This is a genomic window from Pseudonocardia sp. OZ21, assembly GCF_059359135.1.
Genome location: NZ_JCADBN010000003.1, coordinates 1 through 16,110, shown reverse-complemented (window position 1 = coordinate 16,110; position 16,110 = coordinate 1). Strand labels below are relative to the sequence as shown.

Annotated in this window: 17 protein-coding genes and 1 tRNA gene; 8 read left to right on the top strand and 10 right to left on the bottom strand. The window is 69.9% G+C overall.

Annotated elements, in window-relative coordinates:
• Positions 1-7: 7 nt before the first annotated feature.
• The 3 genes from AC5L35_RS06900 to AC5L35_RS06890 all read right to left on the bottom strand — a co-directional run bounded on the left by AC5L35_RS06900 (position 8) and on the right by AC5L35_RS06890 (position 2,674).
• Positions 8-853: a metal ABC transporter permease gene (locus AC5L35_RS06900; RefSeq protein ID WP_495059238.1), complete on the bottom strand. Its 846-nt coding sequence runs from the start codon at positions 851-853 to the stop codon at positions 8-10.
• Between the two features lie 8 nt (positions 854-861).
• Complete coding sequence (locus tag AC5L35_RS06895) at positions 862-1,644, bottom strand: metal ABC transporter ATP-binding protein (protein ID WP_495059237.1); 783 nt, start codon at positions 1,642-1,644, stop codon at positions 862-864.
• A gap of 67 nt (positions 1,645-1,711) precedes the next feature.
• Positions 1,712-2,674 carry a metal ABC transporter solute-binding protein, Zn/Mn family gene (locus tag AC5L35_RS06890; RefSeq protein ID WP_495058721.1) on the bottom strand — a complete coding sequence of 321 codons (963 nt, stop codon included), beginning with the start codon at positions 2,672-2,674 and terminating at the stop codon, positions 1,712-1,714.
• A 133-nt stretch (positions 2,675-2,807) separates the two neighbouring features.
• Here AC5L35_RS06890 and AC5L35_RS06885 point away from each other — a divergent pair, with 133 nt between their 5' ends.
• On the top strand, positions 2,808-3,911 hold the full coding sequence (locus tag AC5L35_RS06885) for a LacI family DNA-binding transcriptional regulator (protein WP_495058720.1): 1,104 nt from the start codon (positions 2,808-2,810) through the stop codon (positions 3,909-3,911).
• On the opposite strand, the gene AC5L35_RS06880 is transcribed toward AC5L35_RS06885, so the two are convergent.
• Positions 3,912-4,484 (bottom strand): TetR/AcrR family transcriptional regulator, encoded by a 573-nt coding sequence (locus AC5L35_RS06880; RefSeq protein ID WP_495058719.1) that lies wholly within the window; start codon positions 4,482-4,484, stop codon positions 3,912-3,914.
• 81 nt (positions 4,485-4,565) lie between these two features.
• Here AC5L35_RS06880 and AC5L35_RS06875 point away from each other — a divergent pair, with 81 nt between their 5' ends.
• Positions 4,566-4,955, top strand: coding sequence for a DUF3291 domain-containing protein (locus tag AC5L35_RS06875; protein WP_495058718.1), 390 nt, complete (start codon positions 4,566-4,568; stop codon positions 4,953-4,955).
• A 3-nt stretch (positions 4,956-4,958) separates the two neighbouring features.
• Here AC5L35_RS06875 and otsB read toward each other — a convergent pair whose 3' ends face one another.
• The 4 genes from otsB to AC5L35_RS06855 form a co-directional block, all read right to left on the bottom strand.
• Positions 4,959-5,714 carry a trehalose-phosphatase gene (gene otsB / locus AC5L35_RS06870; protein WP_495058717.1) on the bottom strand — a complete coding sequence of 252 codons (756 nt, stop codon included), beginning with the start codon at positions 5,712-5,714 and terminating at the stop codon, positions 4,959-4,961.
• A complete protein-coding gene (locus AC5L35_RS06865; RefSeq protein WP_495058716.1) occupies positions 5,711-7,144 on the bottom strand; it encodes an alpha,alpha-trehalose-phosphate synthase (UDP-forming) in 1,434 nt (477 codons plus the stop codon). The genes otsB and AC5L35_RS06865 overlap by 4 nt, the downstream gene beginning before the upstream one ends.
• Positions 7,145-7,218: 74 nt before the next feature.
• A complete protein-coding gene (locus tag AC5L35_RS06860; RefSeq protein WP_495058715.1) occupies positions 7,219-8,628 on the bottom strand; it encodes a threonine/serine exporter family protein in 1,410 nt (469 codons plus the stop codon).
• A 122-nt stretch (positions 8,629-8,750) separates the two neighbouring features.
• Positions 8,751-9,014: a hypothetical protein gene (locus tag AC5L35_RS06855; protein WP_495058714.1), complete on the bottom strand. Its 264-nt coding sequence runs from the start codon at positions 9,012-9,014 to the stop codon at positions 8,751-8,753.
• A 106-nt stretch (positions 9,015-9,120) separates the two neighbouring features.
• Here AC5L35_RS06855 and AC5L35_RS06850 point away from each other — a divergent pair, with 106 nt between their 5' ends.
• On the top strand, positions 9,121-9,318 hold the full coding sequence (locus AC5L35_RS06850; RefSeq protein WP_495058713.1) for a MerR family DNA-binding transcriptional regulator: 198 nt from the start codon (positions 9,121-9,123) through the stop codon (positions 9,316-9,318).
• Between the two features lie 102 nt (positions 9,319-9,420).
• Positions 9,421-9,495 (top strand) — tRNA-Thr (locus AC5L35_RS06845).
• 685 nt (positions 9,496-10,180) lie between these two features.
• Here AC5L35_RS06845 and AC5L35_RS06840 read toward each other — a convergent pair.
• On the bottom strand, positions 10,181-11,182 hold the full coding sequence (locus AC5L35_RS06840) for an LLM class flavin-dependent oxidoreductase (protein ID WP_495058712.1): 1,002 nt from the start codon (positions 11,180-11,182) through the stop codon (positions 10,181-10,183).
• Between the two features lie 1,303 nt (positions 11,183-12,485).
• Here AC5L35_RS06840 and AC5L35_RS06835 point away from each other — a divergent pair.
• The 4 genes from AC5L35_RS06835 (at position 12,486) to AC5L35_RS06820 (ending at position 14,898) form a co-directional block, all read left to right on the top strand.
• The gene (locus AC5L35_RS06835; RefSeq protein WP_495058711.1) at positions 12,486-12,965 is read left to right on the top strand and encodes a peroxiredoxin family protein; all 480 of its coding nucleotides are present in this window, start codon (positions 12,486-12,488) and stop codon (positions 12,963-12,965) included.
• A 49-nt stretch (positions 12,966-13,014) separates the two neighbouring features.
• Positions 13,015-13,356 carry a hypothetical protein gene (locus tag AC5L35_RS06830; protein WP_495058710.1) on the top strand — a complete coding sequence of 114 codons (342 nt, stop codon included), beginning with the start codon at positions 13,015-13,017 and terminating at the stop codon, positions 13,354-13,356.
• Between the two features lie 145 nt (positions 13,357-13,501).
• Positions 13,502-13,972, top strand: a complete 471-nt coding sequence (locus AC5L35_RS06825) for a pyridoxamine 5'-phosphate oxidase family protein (protein ID WP_495058709.1) — start codon at positions 13,502-13,504, stop codon at positions 13,970-13,972.
• Complete coding sequence (locus tag AC5L35_RS06820; RefSeq protein WP_495059236.1) at positions 13,972-14,898, top strand: NADP-dependent oxidoreductase; 927 nt, start codon at positions 13,972-13,974, stop codon at positions 14,896-14,898. Before AC5L35_RS06825 ends, AC5L35_RS06820 begins: the two co-directional genes overlap by 1 nt.
• Here the strand turns inward: AC5L35_RS06820 and AC5L35_RS06815 are convergent.
• Positions 14,895-15,905 (bottom strand): IS481 family transposase, encoded by a 1,011-nt coding sequence (locus AC5L35_RS06815; protein WP_495058708.1) that lies wholly within the window; start codon positions 15,903-15,905, stop codon positions 14,895-14,897. The two genes, AC5L35_RS06820 and AC5L35_RS06815, sit on opposite strands and share 4 nt — an antisense overlap.
• Between the last annotated feature and the right edge of the window lie 205 nt (positions 15,906-16,110).

Below are 16,110 nucleotides of genomic sequence, written 5' to 3'. Positions count from 1 at the left end.
GCAGCGGTCAGGCCGCGGCGACGCGGCGCCCGCGCAGCCGGGCCACCACCCGGCAGCCGACGTAGCAGAGAAACGCGATCGTGGCGACGTAGCCCGACACCGGCAGGCCGGGCGCCAGCGACATCACGGTGCCCCCGACCAGCGCGAGCTCGGCGAACAGCACCGCGAGCACGGTGGCCAGCAGGGGGTTCGCCGTCACGCGCGCGGCGGCCGCCCCCGGCGCGATCATCACCGACAGCACGAGCACCGCGCCGACGATCGGCACCGCGAGGGCGGTGGTGAGCCCGATCAGCACCGCGAACACCAGCGACAGGAACCGCACCGGTACGCCGCGGGCCAGCGCGACGTCCGGGTCGGCGCTGGCGAACAGGAGCGGGCGGTAGAGCACCGTGAGGGTGCCGATGACCAGCACGGCGACGATGGCGAGCACCGTCAGGTTCGTCGAGTCGACCGACACGATCGAGCCGGTCAGCAACCCGAACTTGTTCGACGCGCGCCCGCTGTAGAGCGCCAGCAGCAGCACGCCGAGCCCGAGACCGAACGCGAGCACGACGCCGATCACCGAGTCGCGCTCGCGCTGACGCAGCCCGAGCAGGCCGAACACCAGCCCGGCGACGACCGCCCCGACGACCGCGCCGATCTCCACGCCGACGCCGATGAGCAGTGCTGCCGCGCCTCCGGTGAACGCGAGCTCGGCGGTGCCGTGCACGGCGAACGCCATGCCCCGCGAGACGATCAACGGGGTGAGCGCGCCCGCGACGAGACCGAGCACGGCACATGCGATCAGCGCGTTCTGCACGAAGGGCAGCCCCAGCAGCTCGCCGATGCCCGAGAAGGTGAAGAGCCTGCCCAGGATCTCGCTCACGCCGGCTCCTCCTCGCGGCAGTGTTCGCCGTGCTCCTCCGCGCCGACGACGACCAGCCTGCCGCGCACCTGCACCACGTCGACACGGGTGCGGTAAAGCTCCGACAGCACGTCCGACGTCATGACCTCCGACGGCGGCCCGATCCGGAAGCGGCCGTCGACGAGGTACAGGACCCGGTCCACCAGCGGCAGCACCGGGTTGATCTCGTGGGTGACGAACAGCACCGCGGTGCCGGCGGTGCGGCGGCGCTCGTCGATCAGCCGGGTGACGGTGCGCTGGTGGGACAGGTCGAGCGAGAGCAGCGGCTCGTCGCAGAGCAGCACGTGCGGGTCGCCGACGAGGGCCTGGGCCACCCGCAGCCGCTGCTGTTCGCCACCGGAGAGCCGCCCGACCGGCGCGCCGGAATAGGCGGTGCCCCCGACGGCCTCCAGCGCCCGGTCGACCCGTTCGCGCCGGGCTCGCCTGCTGCGCAGCCCGATCCCGAGCCGGTGCCCGTCGAGGCCGAGGCCGACGAGGTCGCGGCCACGCAACGGCAGGTCCGGGTCGAGCGCCTTCTGCTGGGGCACGTAGCCGATGCTCGGGCTGCCGCGGCGCGGCGGCTTGCCGCCGATCCTCACCTCGCCCGCCGAGAGCGGGAGCAGCCCGAGCAACACCCGCACCAGGGTGGTCTTCCCCGATCCGTTGGGGCCGAGGACCGCCACGAACTCGCCGGGCTCGATGTCGAGGTCGAGGCCGTCCCAGAGCGTCCGCCGGCCGAAGGTCACCCGAGCGGAACGCATCGACACGGCGGGCGCCGCAACGGGCCGGGACACGGCAGGAGCCGTGGTGCGGGGGATGGTCACGTTGTCAGCTCCCGTTCAGCGCGTTGGCCACGGCGTCGATCTCCGAGCTCATCCAGGTGATGTAGTCGTTCACGCCTGCCGGCAGCGTCTCCGTCACCTTGACGACCGGAACGTTGGCCGCCTGTGCCGCCTGCTCCACCTGCGTCGTGGTGGGGGTCTCGGTCTGGGCGTTGAGGATGAGCAGCTGCACCGGGTTGGACGTGAACAGGTCGAGGGTCTGCTGCAACACCGCCGCGGGCGGGTCGGTGTCCTCCTCGATCGCCTCGGTGAACGCCGGGGGCGTCACGTCGGTGAGCCCGGCGGCCTGGACGAGGTAGCCCGGCACCGGCTCGGTGATCGCCACGCGGGCGCCGGGGTGGGCGGTGCCGATCGCCTGTTCCTTCGTGATCAGGTCGGCCACCTTGCCCTTGAAGGCCTGGGCGTTCGACGTGAAGCGGGCGGCGTCGGTGGGGTCGGCGGTGCCGAGATCGGACGCGATCTGGTCGGCGACCTTCTGCACGGTGGGGAGGCTGTACCAGAGGTGTTCGTTGAACGAGGGGTCATCGGCGGGGGCGGTGTCGGAGCCTGCGGGCTCCGGCGGGGCCAGCCCGGAGAGCTGCGTGACGTCGATGACGCTCGGCTTGGCGCCCGACGACTGGACCAGTCGCTCCATGAAGTCGTCGTATCCGCCGCCGTTGTAGAGCACCAGGCTGGCGCCGGCCACCTTCGCGGCGTCCCCGGGAGTGCTCTCGTAGGAGTGCGGGTCGGCGGCGGGGTCGTTGATCAGCGACGTCACGGAGACCCGGTCCCCGCCCACGGCCTGCGCGATGCTGCCGTAGACGTTGGTCGAGGTGACCACGCTGAGAGGGGCGTCACCTTCGGGAGTAGCGCCCGGAGCGGCCGGTGTGTTCCCGGAACCGCAACCGGCCAGGCCGAGAGCGGTGAACGCGGCGAGCGCGGTGAGTACGCCGGAGCGGCGGAACGGCATGGGTGCAGGTCTCCCCGGTCATGGTCAGTTATTGATAACCGTTGTCGCTTCACTGTAGCCCTGTGAGCATTGGCTCCCCCCACCACCGGCTCTCGACTTTCCCGGTGACCAACTGAACCGTTACGGTTTGCCGATGTCCGGGCTTCCGAATGTCCGACGCCCCGCGACTCTGGCCTCGTTGGCGGCCGAGCTGGGTGTGTCGCGGACGACGGTCTCGAACGCGTACAACCGTCCTGACCAGCTGTCCGCGCCCCTGCGCGCGCGGGTGTTGGAGGCGGCGAGGCGGCTCGGCTACCCCGGCCCGGACCCGGTGGCCCGGTCGTTGCGCACCCGCAAGGCGGGCGCCGTCGGCCTGTTGCTCACCGAGGCCCTCTCCTACGCCTTCCGTGACCCTGCGGCCACCGGGTTCCTCGAAGGTCTGGCGCTGGCGTGTGAGCAGGCCGGCCAGGGACTGCTGCTCATCCCGGTGAGCCCTGAGCACGCCGACGTCACCGCGGTGCACCAGGCGGGCGTCGACGGGTTCGTCGTCTACTCCGTCCGCGAGGACGATCCCCACTTCATGGCGGTGCTCGAGCGTCCCGTGCCCACCGTGGTCTGCGACCAGCCGACCGGCGTCGAGGGTGTGGACCGGGTCGGCGTCGACGACCGGGCCGGGATGCTCGCGCTGGCCCGGCACCTCACGGCGATGGGGCACCGGCGCATCGGAGTGCTCTGCATGCGCCTCGCCTCGGGCCGCAACGACGGTCCCGCCTCGGCGGAGCGGCAGGCGAGCGTCACCTACCCGGTGCAGCGCGAGCGGCTCGCCGGTATCCGTGACGGGCTGGCCGAGGTCGGCGTCGACTGGACCGACGTGCCGGTCCACGAGCGGTTCGAGCACAGCGTCGACTCGGGACAGGCGGCCGCGGCCGCGCTGCTCGCGGCCCACCCCGAGCTCACCGCCGTGGTCTGCACGTCCGACATCCTCGCGCTCGGGGCGCTGCGCCACGCCGCGGACCGGGGGTTGTCGGTGCCCGACCAGCTCACCGTCACCGGGTTCGACGGTGTGCCCGAAGCCGAACGGGCCGGGTTGACCACGGTGCGACAGCCACTGCTGGAGAAGGGGCGCGTCGCGGGTGAGCTCCTGCTGGAGCGGGGCGAGCGCAACCGGCCGCGGCGCGTCACGTTGCCCACCGAGCTGACTGTTGGTGAGACGAGCGCGAAGCCCCGCGTCGACCAGCGCTTCTTCTCCGGCTGGTGATCAGCCCCGCGGGCTGAGCCGGGTGGTGACGGACCGCGCCAACGCCGCGACGTCCGTGCCGGGTTCGAGGCTCACCATGCCTTCGAGGAGCAGCGCGGAGAGCCCGTGCACGAGCGACCACGCGGCCAGCGCGGTCGTCGCGGTGTCCGAGGTGGCGCTTCCGTCGTGCCCCTCCGATCCGGCCTCGAGCCGTGCGCCCGCCCGCTGCTGCGCGGCCACCAGTTCCGGGTCGTCGCCGCGCACCAGGCCCGGTGCGCGCATCACCGCGAAGTGCGCGGGATGCGTGGTGGCGAACAGCACGTAGGCGACGCCGAGTTCGGCGAAGCTCCGGTGCTGCTCGGCGCTCTCGGTCAGCGCGTCCGCGAGCAGCGTCCAGCCCTCCGTGGCCAGCGCGGTGAGCAGCCCGGTCTTGTCGCCGAAGTGGTGGGTGGGAGCGGCATGAGACACCCCTGCTCTGCGGGCGACGTCCCGGAGGCTCACCGCCGCCGGGCCGTGCTCCTCGACCGCCAGGAGTGCGGTGTCGAGCAGCGCTCGCCGCAGATCGCCGTGGTGATAAGGCACGACACGCAGCATAGCTCTCATCTTTACGTTGACAAGATTCGGTCCGGGATGCCATCTTGCCACTGTCAAGACCGACAAGTCCGAGGAGTAGACGTGCCCACGATGCCCTGGATCGCCGTCCACGAGCCCGCCCCGAACGCCGAGGTCGTCGTCATGGCGTCCCGGTTCCGCGTACGGGGCTTCCGCCACGTTCTGCCGTTCTTCATCGACTCGCTGCGGGTGCATGCCCAGGTCCGCCGGAGCGAGGGCGCGCTGGGCATCTCGCTGGTGGCCCACCCGCTGCGCCGCGAGTTCCGCACGCTCAGCGCCTGGGAGAACCGCGCGGCCCTGGACGCGATGGTGCGCTCCGAACCGCACCTGTCCATGATGAAGCGCTACCGCAGCGCCATGACCGACGCGGCGTTCACGTTCTGGACGGTGCCGGCAGCCGCACTCCCGCCGGCCTGGGACGAGGCCGACGAGCGTCTCAGCGCAACGACGTGACCGCTATCCCGTCAGGGACGTGCGGACGGCGAGCAGTTCCTGCAGCAGCGCGCCGATCTCGGCAGGCCCCGGTACGCGGTGCCCGGCCGCGGTCTCGCCGGGGCCCACCTTCACACCCACGTCACCCGGCCGCAGCCGGGCGAAGGCGGTCTCGTCGGTGACGTCATCACCTGCGAACAGGACCGCGTCCGGCTCGAGCCGCTCACGCAGCAGGTCCAGGGCGAGGCCCTTGTTCACCTGCAGTACCGCCAGATCGAGCACCGCCTTGCCGGGAGTGGTCTCGATGCCGGGCCAGGAGGCCGGCCCGGTGCGCACGGCCTCGAACACGCGCTCGCCGACGTCGGCCGGTGCGTTCCGCACGTGGACGGCCAGACCTGCGGGCTTCTCCTCCAGCGTGACACCGGGCTCGCCGTCCACGAGCGCGCGCAGTTCCGTGCCGAGACGTTCGAGCCGCTCGCGCTGGGCGTCGTCGAGCACCGCGCCGCCGTCGTCGAACTCGGCGCCGTGGCTGCCGATGAGCCGGATCGGGGTGCCGAAGCCCGACACCGCGGCCAGGTCGGCCAGCCCGCGCCCGGAGACGAGCGCGACCGTGGTGTCCGGCACCGTCGCGAGGGAGCCGATCGCGGCGGCCGAGACCGGTAGCGGCCGGGCGTCCGACGGCACGGCGACGATCGGAGCGAGCACTCCGTCGAAGTCCAGGGCCACGAGCAGGCGGGGGACGCCGGCGACGGTCCGCACGGCGTCGTCGAGAGCGCTCATGACGCCGAACCGTCGGCGGGCGGCAGCCCGAGCGTGTCCAGGAACGAGCGGGCCCACCGGTCGACGTCGTGGGTGAGCACCTGGCGGCGTAGAGCACGCATCCGCTTGGCGGCGTCCTCGCGGGGCATGGTCAGGGCGACGTGCAGAGCGTTCTTGACGCCGTCGGTGTCGTGCGGGTTCACCAGGATGGCCTCCTTCAGCTCGTACGCCGCACCGGCGAACTCCGAGAGGACGAGCGCACCCCCGTTGTCGTGCCGGCACGCCACGTACTCCTTCGCGACGAGGTTCATCCCGTCGCGCAGCGGCGTCACCAGCATCACGTCGGCGGCGACGAAGAAGGCGGCGAGCTCCTCGCGGGGCAGCGACTGGTGCAGGTAGTGCACCGCGGGGTGGCCGACGCGGGCGTACTCACCGTTGATCCGCCCGACGGACTGTTCGATGTCGTTGCGCATCTTCTGGTAGTGCTCGACGCGTTCCCGGCTGGGCGTGGCGAGCTGGATCATCACCACGTCCTCGGGATCCACGCGGCCCTCGGAGAGCAGTTCCTCGAACGCCCGCAGCCGTACGTCGATGCCCTTGGTGTAGTCGAGCCGGTCGACGCCGAGCACGACCTTGGCCGGGTCGCCCAGGTCGGAACGGATCTGCTTGGCCCGTTCGAGCACCTCGGGGGTGCGGGACAGCTTGTCGAGCGCCTCCGAGTCGATCGAGATGGGGAACGCCCCGAGCTTGACCGTGCGCCCGTCGTAGGTGACCTCGGTGCGTCCCTGACCGGGCGTGGCGTCGGTGAGGCGGGTGGCCAGCCACCGGAAGTTGCGGGTGCCGCCGGGGGTGTGGAAGCCGACGAGGTCGGCCCCGAGCAGCCCTTCGATGATCCTGCGGCGCCAGGGGAGCTGCATGAACAGCTCGGTGGGCGGGAACGGGATGTGCAGGAAGAACCCGATGCGCAGGTCGGGCCGCAGCCGCCGCAGCGCCGCGGGGAGCAGTTGCAGCTGGTAGTCCTGGATCCAGACGGTGGCGTTGCGGGCGGCCACCCCGGCCACCACCTCGGCGAACCGCTCGTTGACCCGCACGTAGGCCTGCCACCAGTGCCGGTGGAACATGGGCGGGGCTACGACATCGTGGTAGAGCGGCCACAGCGTGCCGTTGGAGAAGCCCTCGTAGTACTCCTCGACCTCCTGGGCTGACAGGCGCACGGGGTGCAGCTGCAGGCCGTCCTCGACGAGCGGTTCGACGTCGGCGTCGGCCAGGCCCGGCCAGCCGACCCAGGCGCCCTCGCGGCTGCGCAGCATCGGCTCCAGCGCGGTGACGAGACCGCCGGGGCTCCGCTTCCAGCGCTGCGACCCGTCAGGGAGTTTCTCCAGATCGACCGGCAGCCGGTTGGCCACGACGACGAACTCGGCGTCGGAGAGCGTGGTACTGCCGGTCGGCATGATCCTCCTCGTGCATATCGCCTGTTTGGCGACGGTGTGGCAGGGGCTGGCCGCTGCCAACCGTTGGCGGCAGCCTACTGCCGTGGCTGCTCGTTCGCGGTACTTGCGACGACGGAGCGGCTGGGCCGCGGGGGCCGCGCGACGAAGTCGCCGAGCGTGACACCGGCGGCGAGAGCGAGCCCGATGGCCAGTGCGAGGGTCACCGTCACGAGCCCTTCGGCGAGCCCCTCGACGGCCAGTTGGTAGAAGCCGCGGTAGGCGGTCAGGCCGGGCAGCAGCGGGGTGATCCCGGCGAGGGTGACGACGAGCGGGGCGACCCGCCCACCCCGGCGCAGCAGGCCGGTGGCGATCCCCACGACGATCGCGGCGACGCCGGTGGCGGCGACCGGTCCGATGTCCGTGAGCTGGGTGAGTGCGCCGTAGGTGCCCCAGCCGGCGGCACCGGCGATCCCGGCGACCAGCAGCGGGCGCGGGCGGGCGTAGCCGGCGAGCGAGAACGCCGCGGCGCCTGCGGCAGCAGCGAGGACGGCGACGCCGAACCGGCCCGACCCGGCCGAGAGCGGGCCGGTCACCTCGAGCGTGAGCCCGAACGCGAGACCGATCTTCAGGCCGAGCACCACACCGGTGAGCAGCCCGGCGGACAGCAACAGGATCTCCGCCGCTCGGCCGGCCGACGTGACGAAGTAGCTGGAGATGGCGTCCTGCACGCTGCCGACCACCGAGAGCCCGGACAGCAGCACCGTGATGCTCGCCGCGACCACCAGCGAGGGCTGCGTACCCGGCGGGAACACGCCTGCGGCGAACAGCGCGAGCGTCGAGCCGGTGGCCACGACCCCGCCGACGACCTGCTGGAAGAACGGAGGAAGCCCCCACCTGTTGAGCAGCCGACCGATGCGGTCGATGAGCGCCGTGACCACGAACGCGGCCAGCGCCGTGATCGGCGCGGCACCGAGCAGGACCGCGATCGACGCGGCCAGTGACGCCCAGCCCACGGTGGCCACCCACCGCGGGTACGGGTGGGGAGCGCTCACCGCGTCGGTCAACGCGACCGCGGCCTGCTCGGCGTCGATTTCGGCGCGTTCCACCCGCTCGACGATCGCGGCGACCTCCGCCAGCCGCGTGAGGTCGAGCGACCGGTACCGGACCAGCCGCATCGACGTCACCGGCGCCGCCGCCATCCCCCGATGACAGCAGATGGTGATCGAGGTGAACGTGATGTCGACGTCCACTGTGGAGAGCCCGCACGCCGCAGCCATCCGCAGCATCGTCTCCGTCGTCTCGTCGGCACTCTCACCGGCCGACAGCAGCACCTCCCCGACCCGCATGCACAGATCGAGCACCTGCTGCACGTGCGCGTCGTCGGGCACCTGTGGGCCGAGCGGACGCAGCAACTGCAAACTGGGCGGCCCCGCGTGCAGCAGTTCGTGCGCCTCACGACGCAGGACGTTCCGAACCCGTCGGGTGAGCCGGCGAGCTGCGGTCACGAGGCATCACCGGCGCCGCCACCGGCCGCGATCCACTCCACCATGGCCGTCAGGGTAGGTGCGGCGCCCGTCGGGACCGACGGCACTACGACGGTTGCGCGATGTGTACACAGGACTCCCCGCTACACGGCGTCCCGCTGCAGCGGGACCACGTAGCCGCTGACGTGCTTCACTCGCGACGCCCACCGCTCACGCGCACGGGTTGTCAGTGTCGCGAGGGAGCACGGGTGGCGGACGTGCGCGGTTCCGCGACCGGGTGTCCGGCACTCGCTGCACCACCCGTCCCTGTCGTCGATGGGGACGACCAGGAGCCGCGTGAACACGTCCGGCATGACGGAGAGCAGCTCAACGATCTCCCACCACGGGTCCCGCGCAGAGTCAGTCATGGGAAGCCTCCGCGCGCACACTTTCCACAACAACCGGCGTTCGCCCGCATCACGCGGAGCGCACGCATCGACCACATCGCGCGGTTCCCGCAGCTAGCGTCGGGGTGTGGCAGGGGACCCAGGTGACAAGCTGCGCACCACGGGGAAGCTGGCGGAAGCGCTCTCCGTCTCCGCGACGGCGGTACTCAACTGGCAGCGGAGCGGGCTGATCACTCCCGCATGGACCACGCCGGGCGGACACGCGCGGTGGAGACTCGAAGATGTCGAGAACCAGCTACGTGCCGCGCGCAAGCGCGACGAGTGACCCTGGACCCGGGGTCTGCGTGGCGCACAATGATAGCGTTGTGAGAGCGCTCGAAGGATCAACGGTTCAAGAGTTCGAGCAGGTCAGACGCCCTGACCACCCGCCGGTGTAGCTCAGTGGTAGAGCAACCGCCTTGTAAGCGGTAGGTCGTCGGTTCGATCCCGACCTCCGGCTCCACGCCTGACCAGGGGCTTTAGCTCTGCCGAATGGGTCAGATCGGGCGACGTGGCATCAAACGTGGTGCGAGACGCCTTACGATCTTGTCGTGCCGCGCCGTTCCGCCATTGGTCAGGCCCGCGCGCGAGGCAGCGTCCAGGCGCTGCCCAGCGGCGCGCTCCGCGTGCGCGTGTACGCCGGCATCGATCCCGTCACGGGACGCCGGCACTATCTCTCGGAGTTGGTCAAAGCTGCGACCAGTTCGACGGCGCACCGAACACACTGACGCTGTACCGCGGGTATCTCCGCAACCACATCTCGCCGTTCCTCGGGCAGCTGACGGTCGGCGCGCTCGACGCCGACGTGCTCGACGCGTTCTACGCAGAGCTCCGCAGGTGCCGGAAGCACTGCACGGGGCGGCGCCGGATGAACCACCACACCGCTGGCTCGCACGATTGCGACCGGCGGGTGCAAACCGCATCGGATCGCGCGGTCAACGACGTGTAGAACTCCTGGCGGAACCGGGTGAGCTCCCCGAGCGCGGCCGCCCGAGCTTGATCGTGCACACTACCCACCGCAGCCCTTGTGTTGATCTTCTTCCTTCGGCAGAAGCATGATCAGCCAAGGGATGCGTCCATGATCACCCGGGGTCGACGCAGCGGCGGACGCCTGACCACCGAGGTTAAGGATCAAGCTGAGGAAGTGCTCAGGAACGCACGGCGTCTGCGAATACTTCCAGTTCGCGGCGGATGTCCGGGCCGGTCGGCTGCAGCTGGACCTCGGTGACTCCTTGCTCGGCAAGTGCCCGCACAGCCGGGCCGAACTCGGTGACCGGCGCGGTCCACGTCGTCTCGGTCAGCGAGACGTACCCACCCGCATCCCAGGCTGCCAGGTCTGCCTCGTTCATCTCCTGGACGTGCCCCAGGTGGATCGCCAGGTGCCGCTCCCGCTCCGGGACTCGCTCAATGACGTCCAACCACGCCTCACCGCCGGGCATCTCGCGTACCGCGTCCGCGCCCTGCATCGTGTACACGAAGTGGAACATGCCGCCCCACAGCGGGCCCGCGGCAAGACGGACACGCTCGTCGGTGACCTTCTCGCCCTCGTCCATCGGAGTCCCCATGATCACGAGGCTCGCCCGCTTCCAGCGCTTAAGATTCCCCGTCGGTCGCAGCATGCCGAACAGCCCGTCGGCGCCGACCCGACGGGCAACCGCGTCACCCTTCGGACCGATGGCACCGACCAGCAGCGGGACCCGCAACGGAAGCTCCTCCACCAAGTCCGACGTCAGCAACAGCTTGATCAGAGCCCCCTCCCACTCCGCGGACTCGCCACGCAGGAGCGCCTGAAAAACCTGGATATACTGCTCCATGTAGGACCACTTGATGGCTGGCTGACCCGTGGCGGCGCGGCTCGAAAAGCCGGTGCCGAACGCCACGCTCACACGGCCGGGCGCCAACTGGTGCAGCGAGATGGTGTTCGCGGCATTCACCAGCGGGTGGCGCAGGCTCGGCACGAGCACCCCCGGTCCGAGCCCGATGGTGCTCGTCCGGTCCGCCGCCCGATGCAGCTGCACCCACACGTCGTCGCCCTGGAACGGCGTATCGAACAAGAAGGCGTGCGAATAGCCAAGTCCCTCGGCCCACTGGATGTACTCCGGCGAACGCCGCGTCGGCGGCAGGGCAACATTGATCGCAAGATCAGTCATCGGGTGCTCCTCTTCCTCCCAGATGTTCCATCGGATGCAGCACCTCCGGTCCACAGCCGGATTCCTGCCCCGTCGGTCCGAGGTGCTGGCGACGCACGTGAGTCGGGTGACGCGGCTCCGTCACCGCTGCCCACCGCCTATTGGTCGAGAGGCGCTCGGCTTTCCAGACCGGCCAGCCGGCAGACGAACCGACACTCTTGGGCCCAGGCAGGCCAACCATCTCCGTGACTCTTCGAACTGTCAAGTCCACTTTCTTACCCCGGACACCTGGGTTCCGCAGCTGTCGGCGGGTGAAAGTGCCCGATTGTGGGGTCTGAGCTGGGCAAACGGGTGTCGGACTGGTGACATGTCGTGTCACTAGGCGTAGGTGTTGTGCCTGGTCAGCGCGTTGCGGGCTGCTCGGGGTCGAGGTGCAGGATCCGCGGTGGCAGCGCGAGGTCGAGGGCGTGTGTGTAACCGCCGGACCTCGGCGCTGGGCTGGCTGGTCTAGCGGACATCCCGGCCGGGCCGGTGAAGGTGCCGACGTGCGGGCCGTTGTAGTTCGGTAGAAGAGGATCAAGCGGTGGCCGTGCCATGTCTCGACGACACGCCGCACGAGCAGCGCAAACCGGCTCGATCCGGTAGCCCGAGGTTAAAGATCAAGCTAAATGTGCGCTCCCGGACGCCGTCACGGCTGGACTTGACAGTCCAGTAGGTTCCGCCAATAGTCGACTGAGCCAGGCCGTCGCAGGCCTCCGCACGGGCGTCGCCGTCGGCCCGTAAAGATCTCAAATGGGAGCTAAAATGCCCTTAACGAGGGGCTTCGCCGCCGGTCGTCGCGGTGCGCGCGACTCACGACTGCCTCCCGTGCACAACGACGCGAGTACAGACGTCTCGGTCCAACATGGTGAAGCGTTCACGCCGACGAGGTCGCACGCGGGCAACACCGTTGACGTCGCACTTCAGGGTCTTACTGGGGTGAAGGCCTGGGCCGCATGTGACGTCAACGGCACGCCCTCGAACGACATCTACGGCGGCCCCCGTACTGCTACCAGGGGATTGATGACCACCGCAGCCGCCGAGCCGCCAGGACTCGGGACGTGGCAGACGGCCACGGTCGTCCGGGTCCGTCAGGAGACTCCCGCCGCCAAGACCTTCACTCTGGAGTTGCCCGAACCTCCACGAGCGTTTCACCCGGTACCACGCCGACGGCAGCCTGATCGCGCCGGAGCAGTCGGCGCGCTCACTGGTCGCGCTGCTGCGCACCGCAGCAACCGGCCGGACCTGGACCGTCTCCGATCACACCCCAGAAGAGGAGTAGACCGTGCCCATACTCGGTGTCGGTGACAAGTTTCCCGCCCTGCCCGTCCGGCTCCCCGGCGGTAGGACCCTCCAGCTGCCCGATACCCTGGCCGGGCACTACGGCGTCGTGCTCTTCTATCGCGGCTCGTGGTGCCGGTACTGCAGTGCCCAGCTGCGCGCCTTCGAGCGCGCCAATGACAGCCTGGCCGAGGTCGACGCCCGGGTCGTCGCGCTCTCCGCCGACGACGAGCCCACCACCCGGGCCCTCGTCGACAAGCTCCGCCTGCCCTTCCCCGTCGGTCACAGTGCCGACGCCGGCGCCGTCCGCGAGGCCACCGGAGCGTTCGTCAACGACGATCCGCTGTACCTGCAGTCCACCGGGTTCGTCCTCGACCCGAGCGGAGCCGTCATCGTCAGCGTCTACTCCAGCGGCGCCATCGGACGACTCGTCCCCGACGACGTCGTCGGCCTCATCCGCCACCTGGATCAGCACAGAAGCTGACGCAGGACCTCTATCGGATCGCCTGCAGCGGTGTCGGCTATGGACTCTCATGGAACCAACCACCGCGAGCGCGGACGCCGCGATGGTGCGCCTGCGGGTCCGTGAGCTCGAACATCCGGAAGCTGACGATCAGGTCGTGGCGTTGCTGGCGGACCTGCGGCCGGGCACCGTTGACCTGGTTGGAGCCATCGCGGCGGCGGCGCGAGGTGGGCGCTATCTGGGTGCGTACGAGCGGGCCGGGCGACTCGCCGCGGTGGCCGGCTGGCGGGTCATGGCGAGCACGCGCGGGTGGGTGCTCTACGTGGACGACCTCGTGACCGATCCGGCGAGGCGAGGTGTGGACGCCGGCGGCGCGTTGCTCGCCTGGCTTGAAGCGGGCGGGCGTCGCTGAGCGCTGTCGGGCACTCGAGCTGGACTCGGGTGTGACGCGACGCGCATCGCTTCTACGCCCGCGCCGGCCTGTCCATCAGCGCTTTTCACTTCGCCAAGCCCCTCGGTGCGGCCATGGACGTTCGGGAAACGAGAGGAGCTAGATCATGATCGACGCCGATATGCGGCTGATCGTGGCGGCCGCCAAACTGACCTTCGTCGCCACGGTGCGCCCCGACGGCTCGCCCAACCTTTCGCCGAAGGGATCGGTGCGGGTGTATGACGACGAGCACCTGGCATTCATGAACATCGCCTCGCCGGGGACGATCGCCAACCTCACCGCGGACCCGCGTATCGAGATGAACTCGGTGGACTTCCTGCGGCGCCGGGGTTATCGGTTCACCGGAACCGCGGCGGTTCATGGTCCCGGAACGCCGGTTTACCATTGGTTACACACCTGGCTGCTCGATCTGAACGGACCGGGTTACCCCGCCCACGAGGCTGTCCTGGTCCGCGTCGATCACGCCGAACCGATCAGATCACCCGCTTACGCCTTCGGCGGCGCGAAGGAATCCGCGCTCATCGCCGAATGGTCCGCCAAGTACCAGGTCGTTCATAGTGAAGAGGAGAAGGCGTGATGCGTGCCGCTGGAGTGCGTGAGTTCGGTGGTCGGGTCGAGTTGCTCGACCTTCCCGACCCCCGTGATCCCGCTCCGGACGAGGTCGTGATCGAGGTCGCCGCGGCCGGCGTCGGCAACTGGGACGACATCGTGCGCACCGGTGCGTGGAACGTCGGGCTGACACCGCCGATGGCGCTCGGCGTGGAGGTCGCCGGCACGGTGACCGCGGTCGGCTCGCGGGTCACGGGTATTCGGCAGGGCGATGAGGTTCTCGGTCATCCGCTGCAGCTGCGTGAACAGGGTTGCTGGGCGGAGCGCGTCGTCGTGGATGCCGATCTGGTTGTGAAGAAGCCTCTGGGCGTGTCGTGGGAGGTCGCGGCGGCGTTCCCGGTGCCGGCTCTGACCGCGGAACAGGTCCTCGCCGACTCGCTCCAGCTCGCCGAGGGCGAGACGCTGCTCGTGCACGGCGCCGGCGGGACGACCGGTGGGCTGATCGTGCAACTCGCCGCCCTGCGTGGGGCAGGCGTCATCGCCACTGCCGGACCGTCCAGCGCCGATCGGACAGCTCAGGGCGGAGCGGCCGAGGTGATCGACTACCACGACAGTGGGTGGCCCGAGCGCGTCCGCGAGCTGACCGGTGGCGTGGGCGTCGACGCCGCCGTCAACACCGTCCGCGGTGGGAGCACGGACACCATCCTGGCGGTGCGGGACGGCGGTCGGATGGCGACCATCACCGGTGACCCGCCGGCGGGCGGCCGCGGCATCAGCGTCGCCGACGTCTATGTGCGCCCGGACGCCGCTCAGCTCGCGACACTCTGCGCACAGCTGCGGGATGGCCGGCTGAACCTTTCGGTCGGCGCCGCGCTGCCGCTGGTCGAGGCGGCAACGGCGCTGCAGCGCGTCATCGCGGGCACCAGCGGCGGTCCGATGGTGCTGCTCGTCTAGTTGTGATGTCCAGCCAGGTTGTCCAACCTGGTGATGGGTGCGGCCTTCCCGATTGCTGAGTGGGGTCGGTGGTGGTTGTACTCGTGGACCCATGCTGGCAGAGCGGCCAGGCGAGCTGACTCGGAGTTGTAGAACTTCTTGAAGGCCCAGCCCTCGGCCAGGGTTCGATGGAAGCGCTCGATCTTCCCATTGGTCTGCGGTCGGTAAGGGCGGGTCTTCTTCGAAGTGATGCCCAGGTCGGCGCACGTATCGCGCCACAGATGGGACTTGTAGCAGCTGCCGTTGTCGCTGATCACGCGCGTCACGGTGACGCCCCGGCCGGTGAACCAGGCGACCGCGTTCTTGAGGACCGCGGCCGCAGTCTGCTTCGTCTCGTCGTCGTGTGCCTCGACGTAGGCGACACGGGAGTGGTCGTCGATAACGGTGTGCAGGTAGCAGGTGCCTACCAGCGGCTGGCGGTACTGGCTCTTGGGTACGCCGGTTCGTGCCGATGTCGCAGCACGGTTCTTCTGGCCTTGTTGGCGACCGACGTAGCGCCAACCACCGCCATCGGGCACCTTGCCGAGCTTCTTCACATCGACGTGGAGCAGGTCAGCGGGCCTCTCGTGCTCGTAGCGGCGGATCGGCTCGCCGGTTGCTCGGTCGAGATGGGTGAGCCGGTTGATGCGACAGCGCACAAGGACGGCGTGCACAGTCGAGGACGCCATACCGAGCCGGTCGGCGATCTCGACCGGTCCAAGTCGCTGCTTCCAGCGCAGGTGCACGATCTTGCGGACGATTGGGGCCGGCGTCCGGTTCTGCTGATGGTGTGGGGCCGAGGAGCGGTCGAACATGCCGTCCGGGCCTTCGTTGCGGTAGCGGTCGGCCCACTTGTTCGCCGTGCGCCACGAGACGTCGTAGCGCTCGGCCGCACGAGCTGGTGGCCAGCCGTGCTCGACGATCAGCCGGGCGATTCGGAGCCGGGCGCGAGGAGTCAGGGCAGCGTTGGCGTGAGTAGCGTGGGGCACGAAGGCCTCCCGGGTTAGTGGAGCGGTTCCTCGACAGCTCCACTCCACACCGGGGAGGCCTTCGCCCATCTACAGATCACACCGTGTCGTCGCAGGATCTCGACCAACGTGCCTGGACATCACATCTAAGGGCGTGTCCTGTAGGTCGGCACGCAGCCACAACACGATGGCCGCGATACTGATCTCTGACCGGTAGTAGGCCATC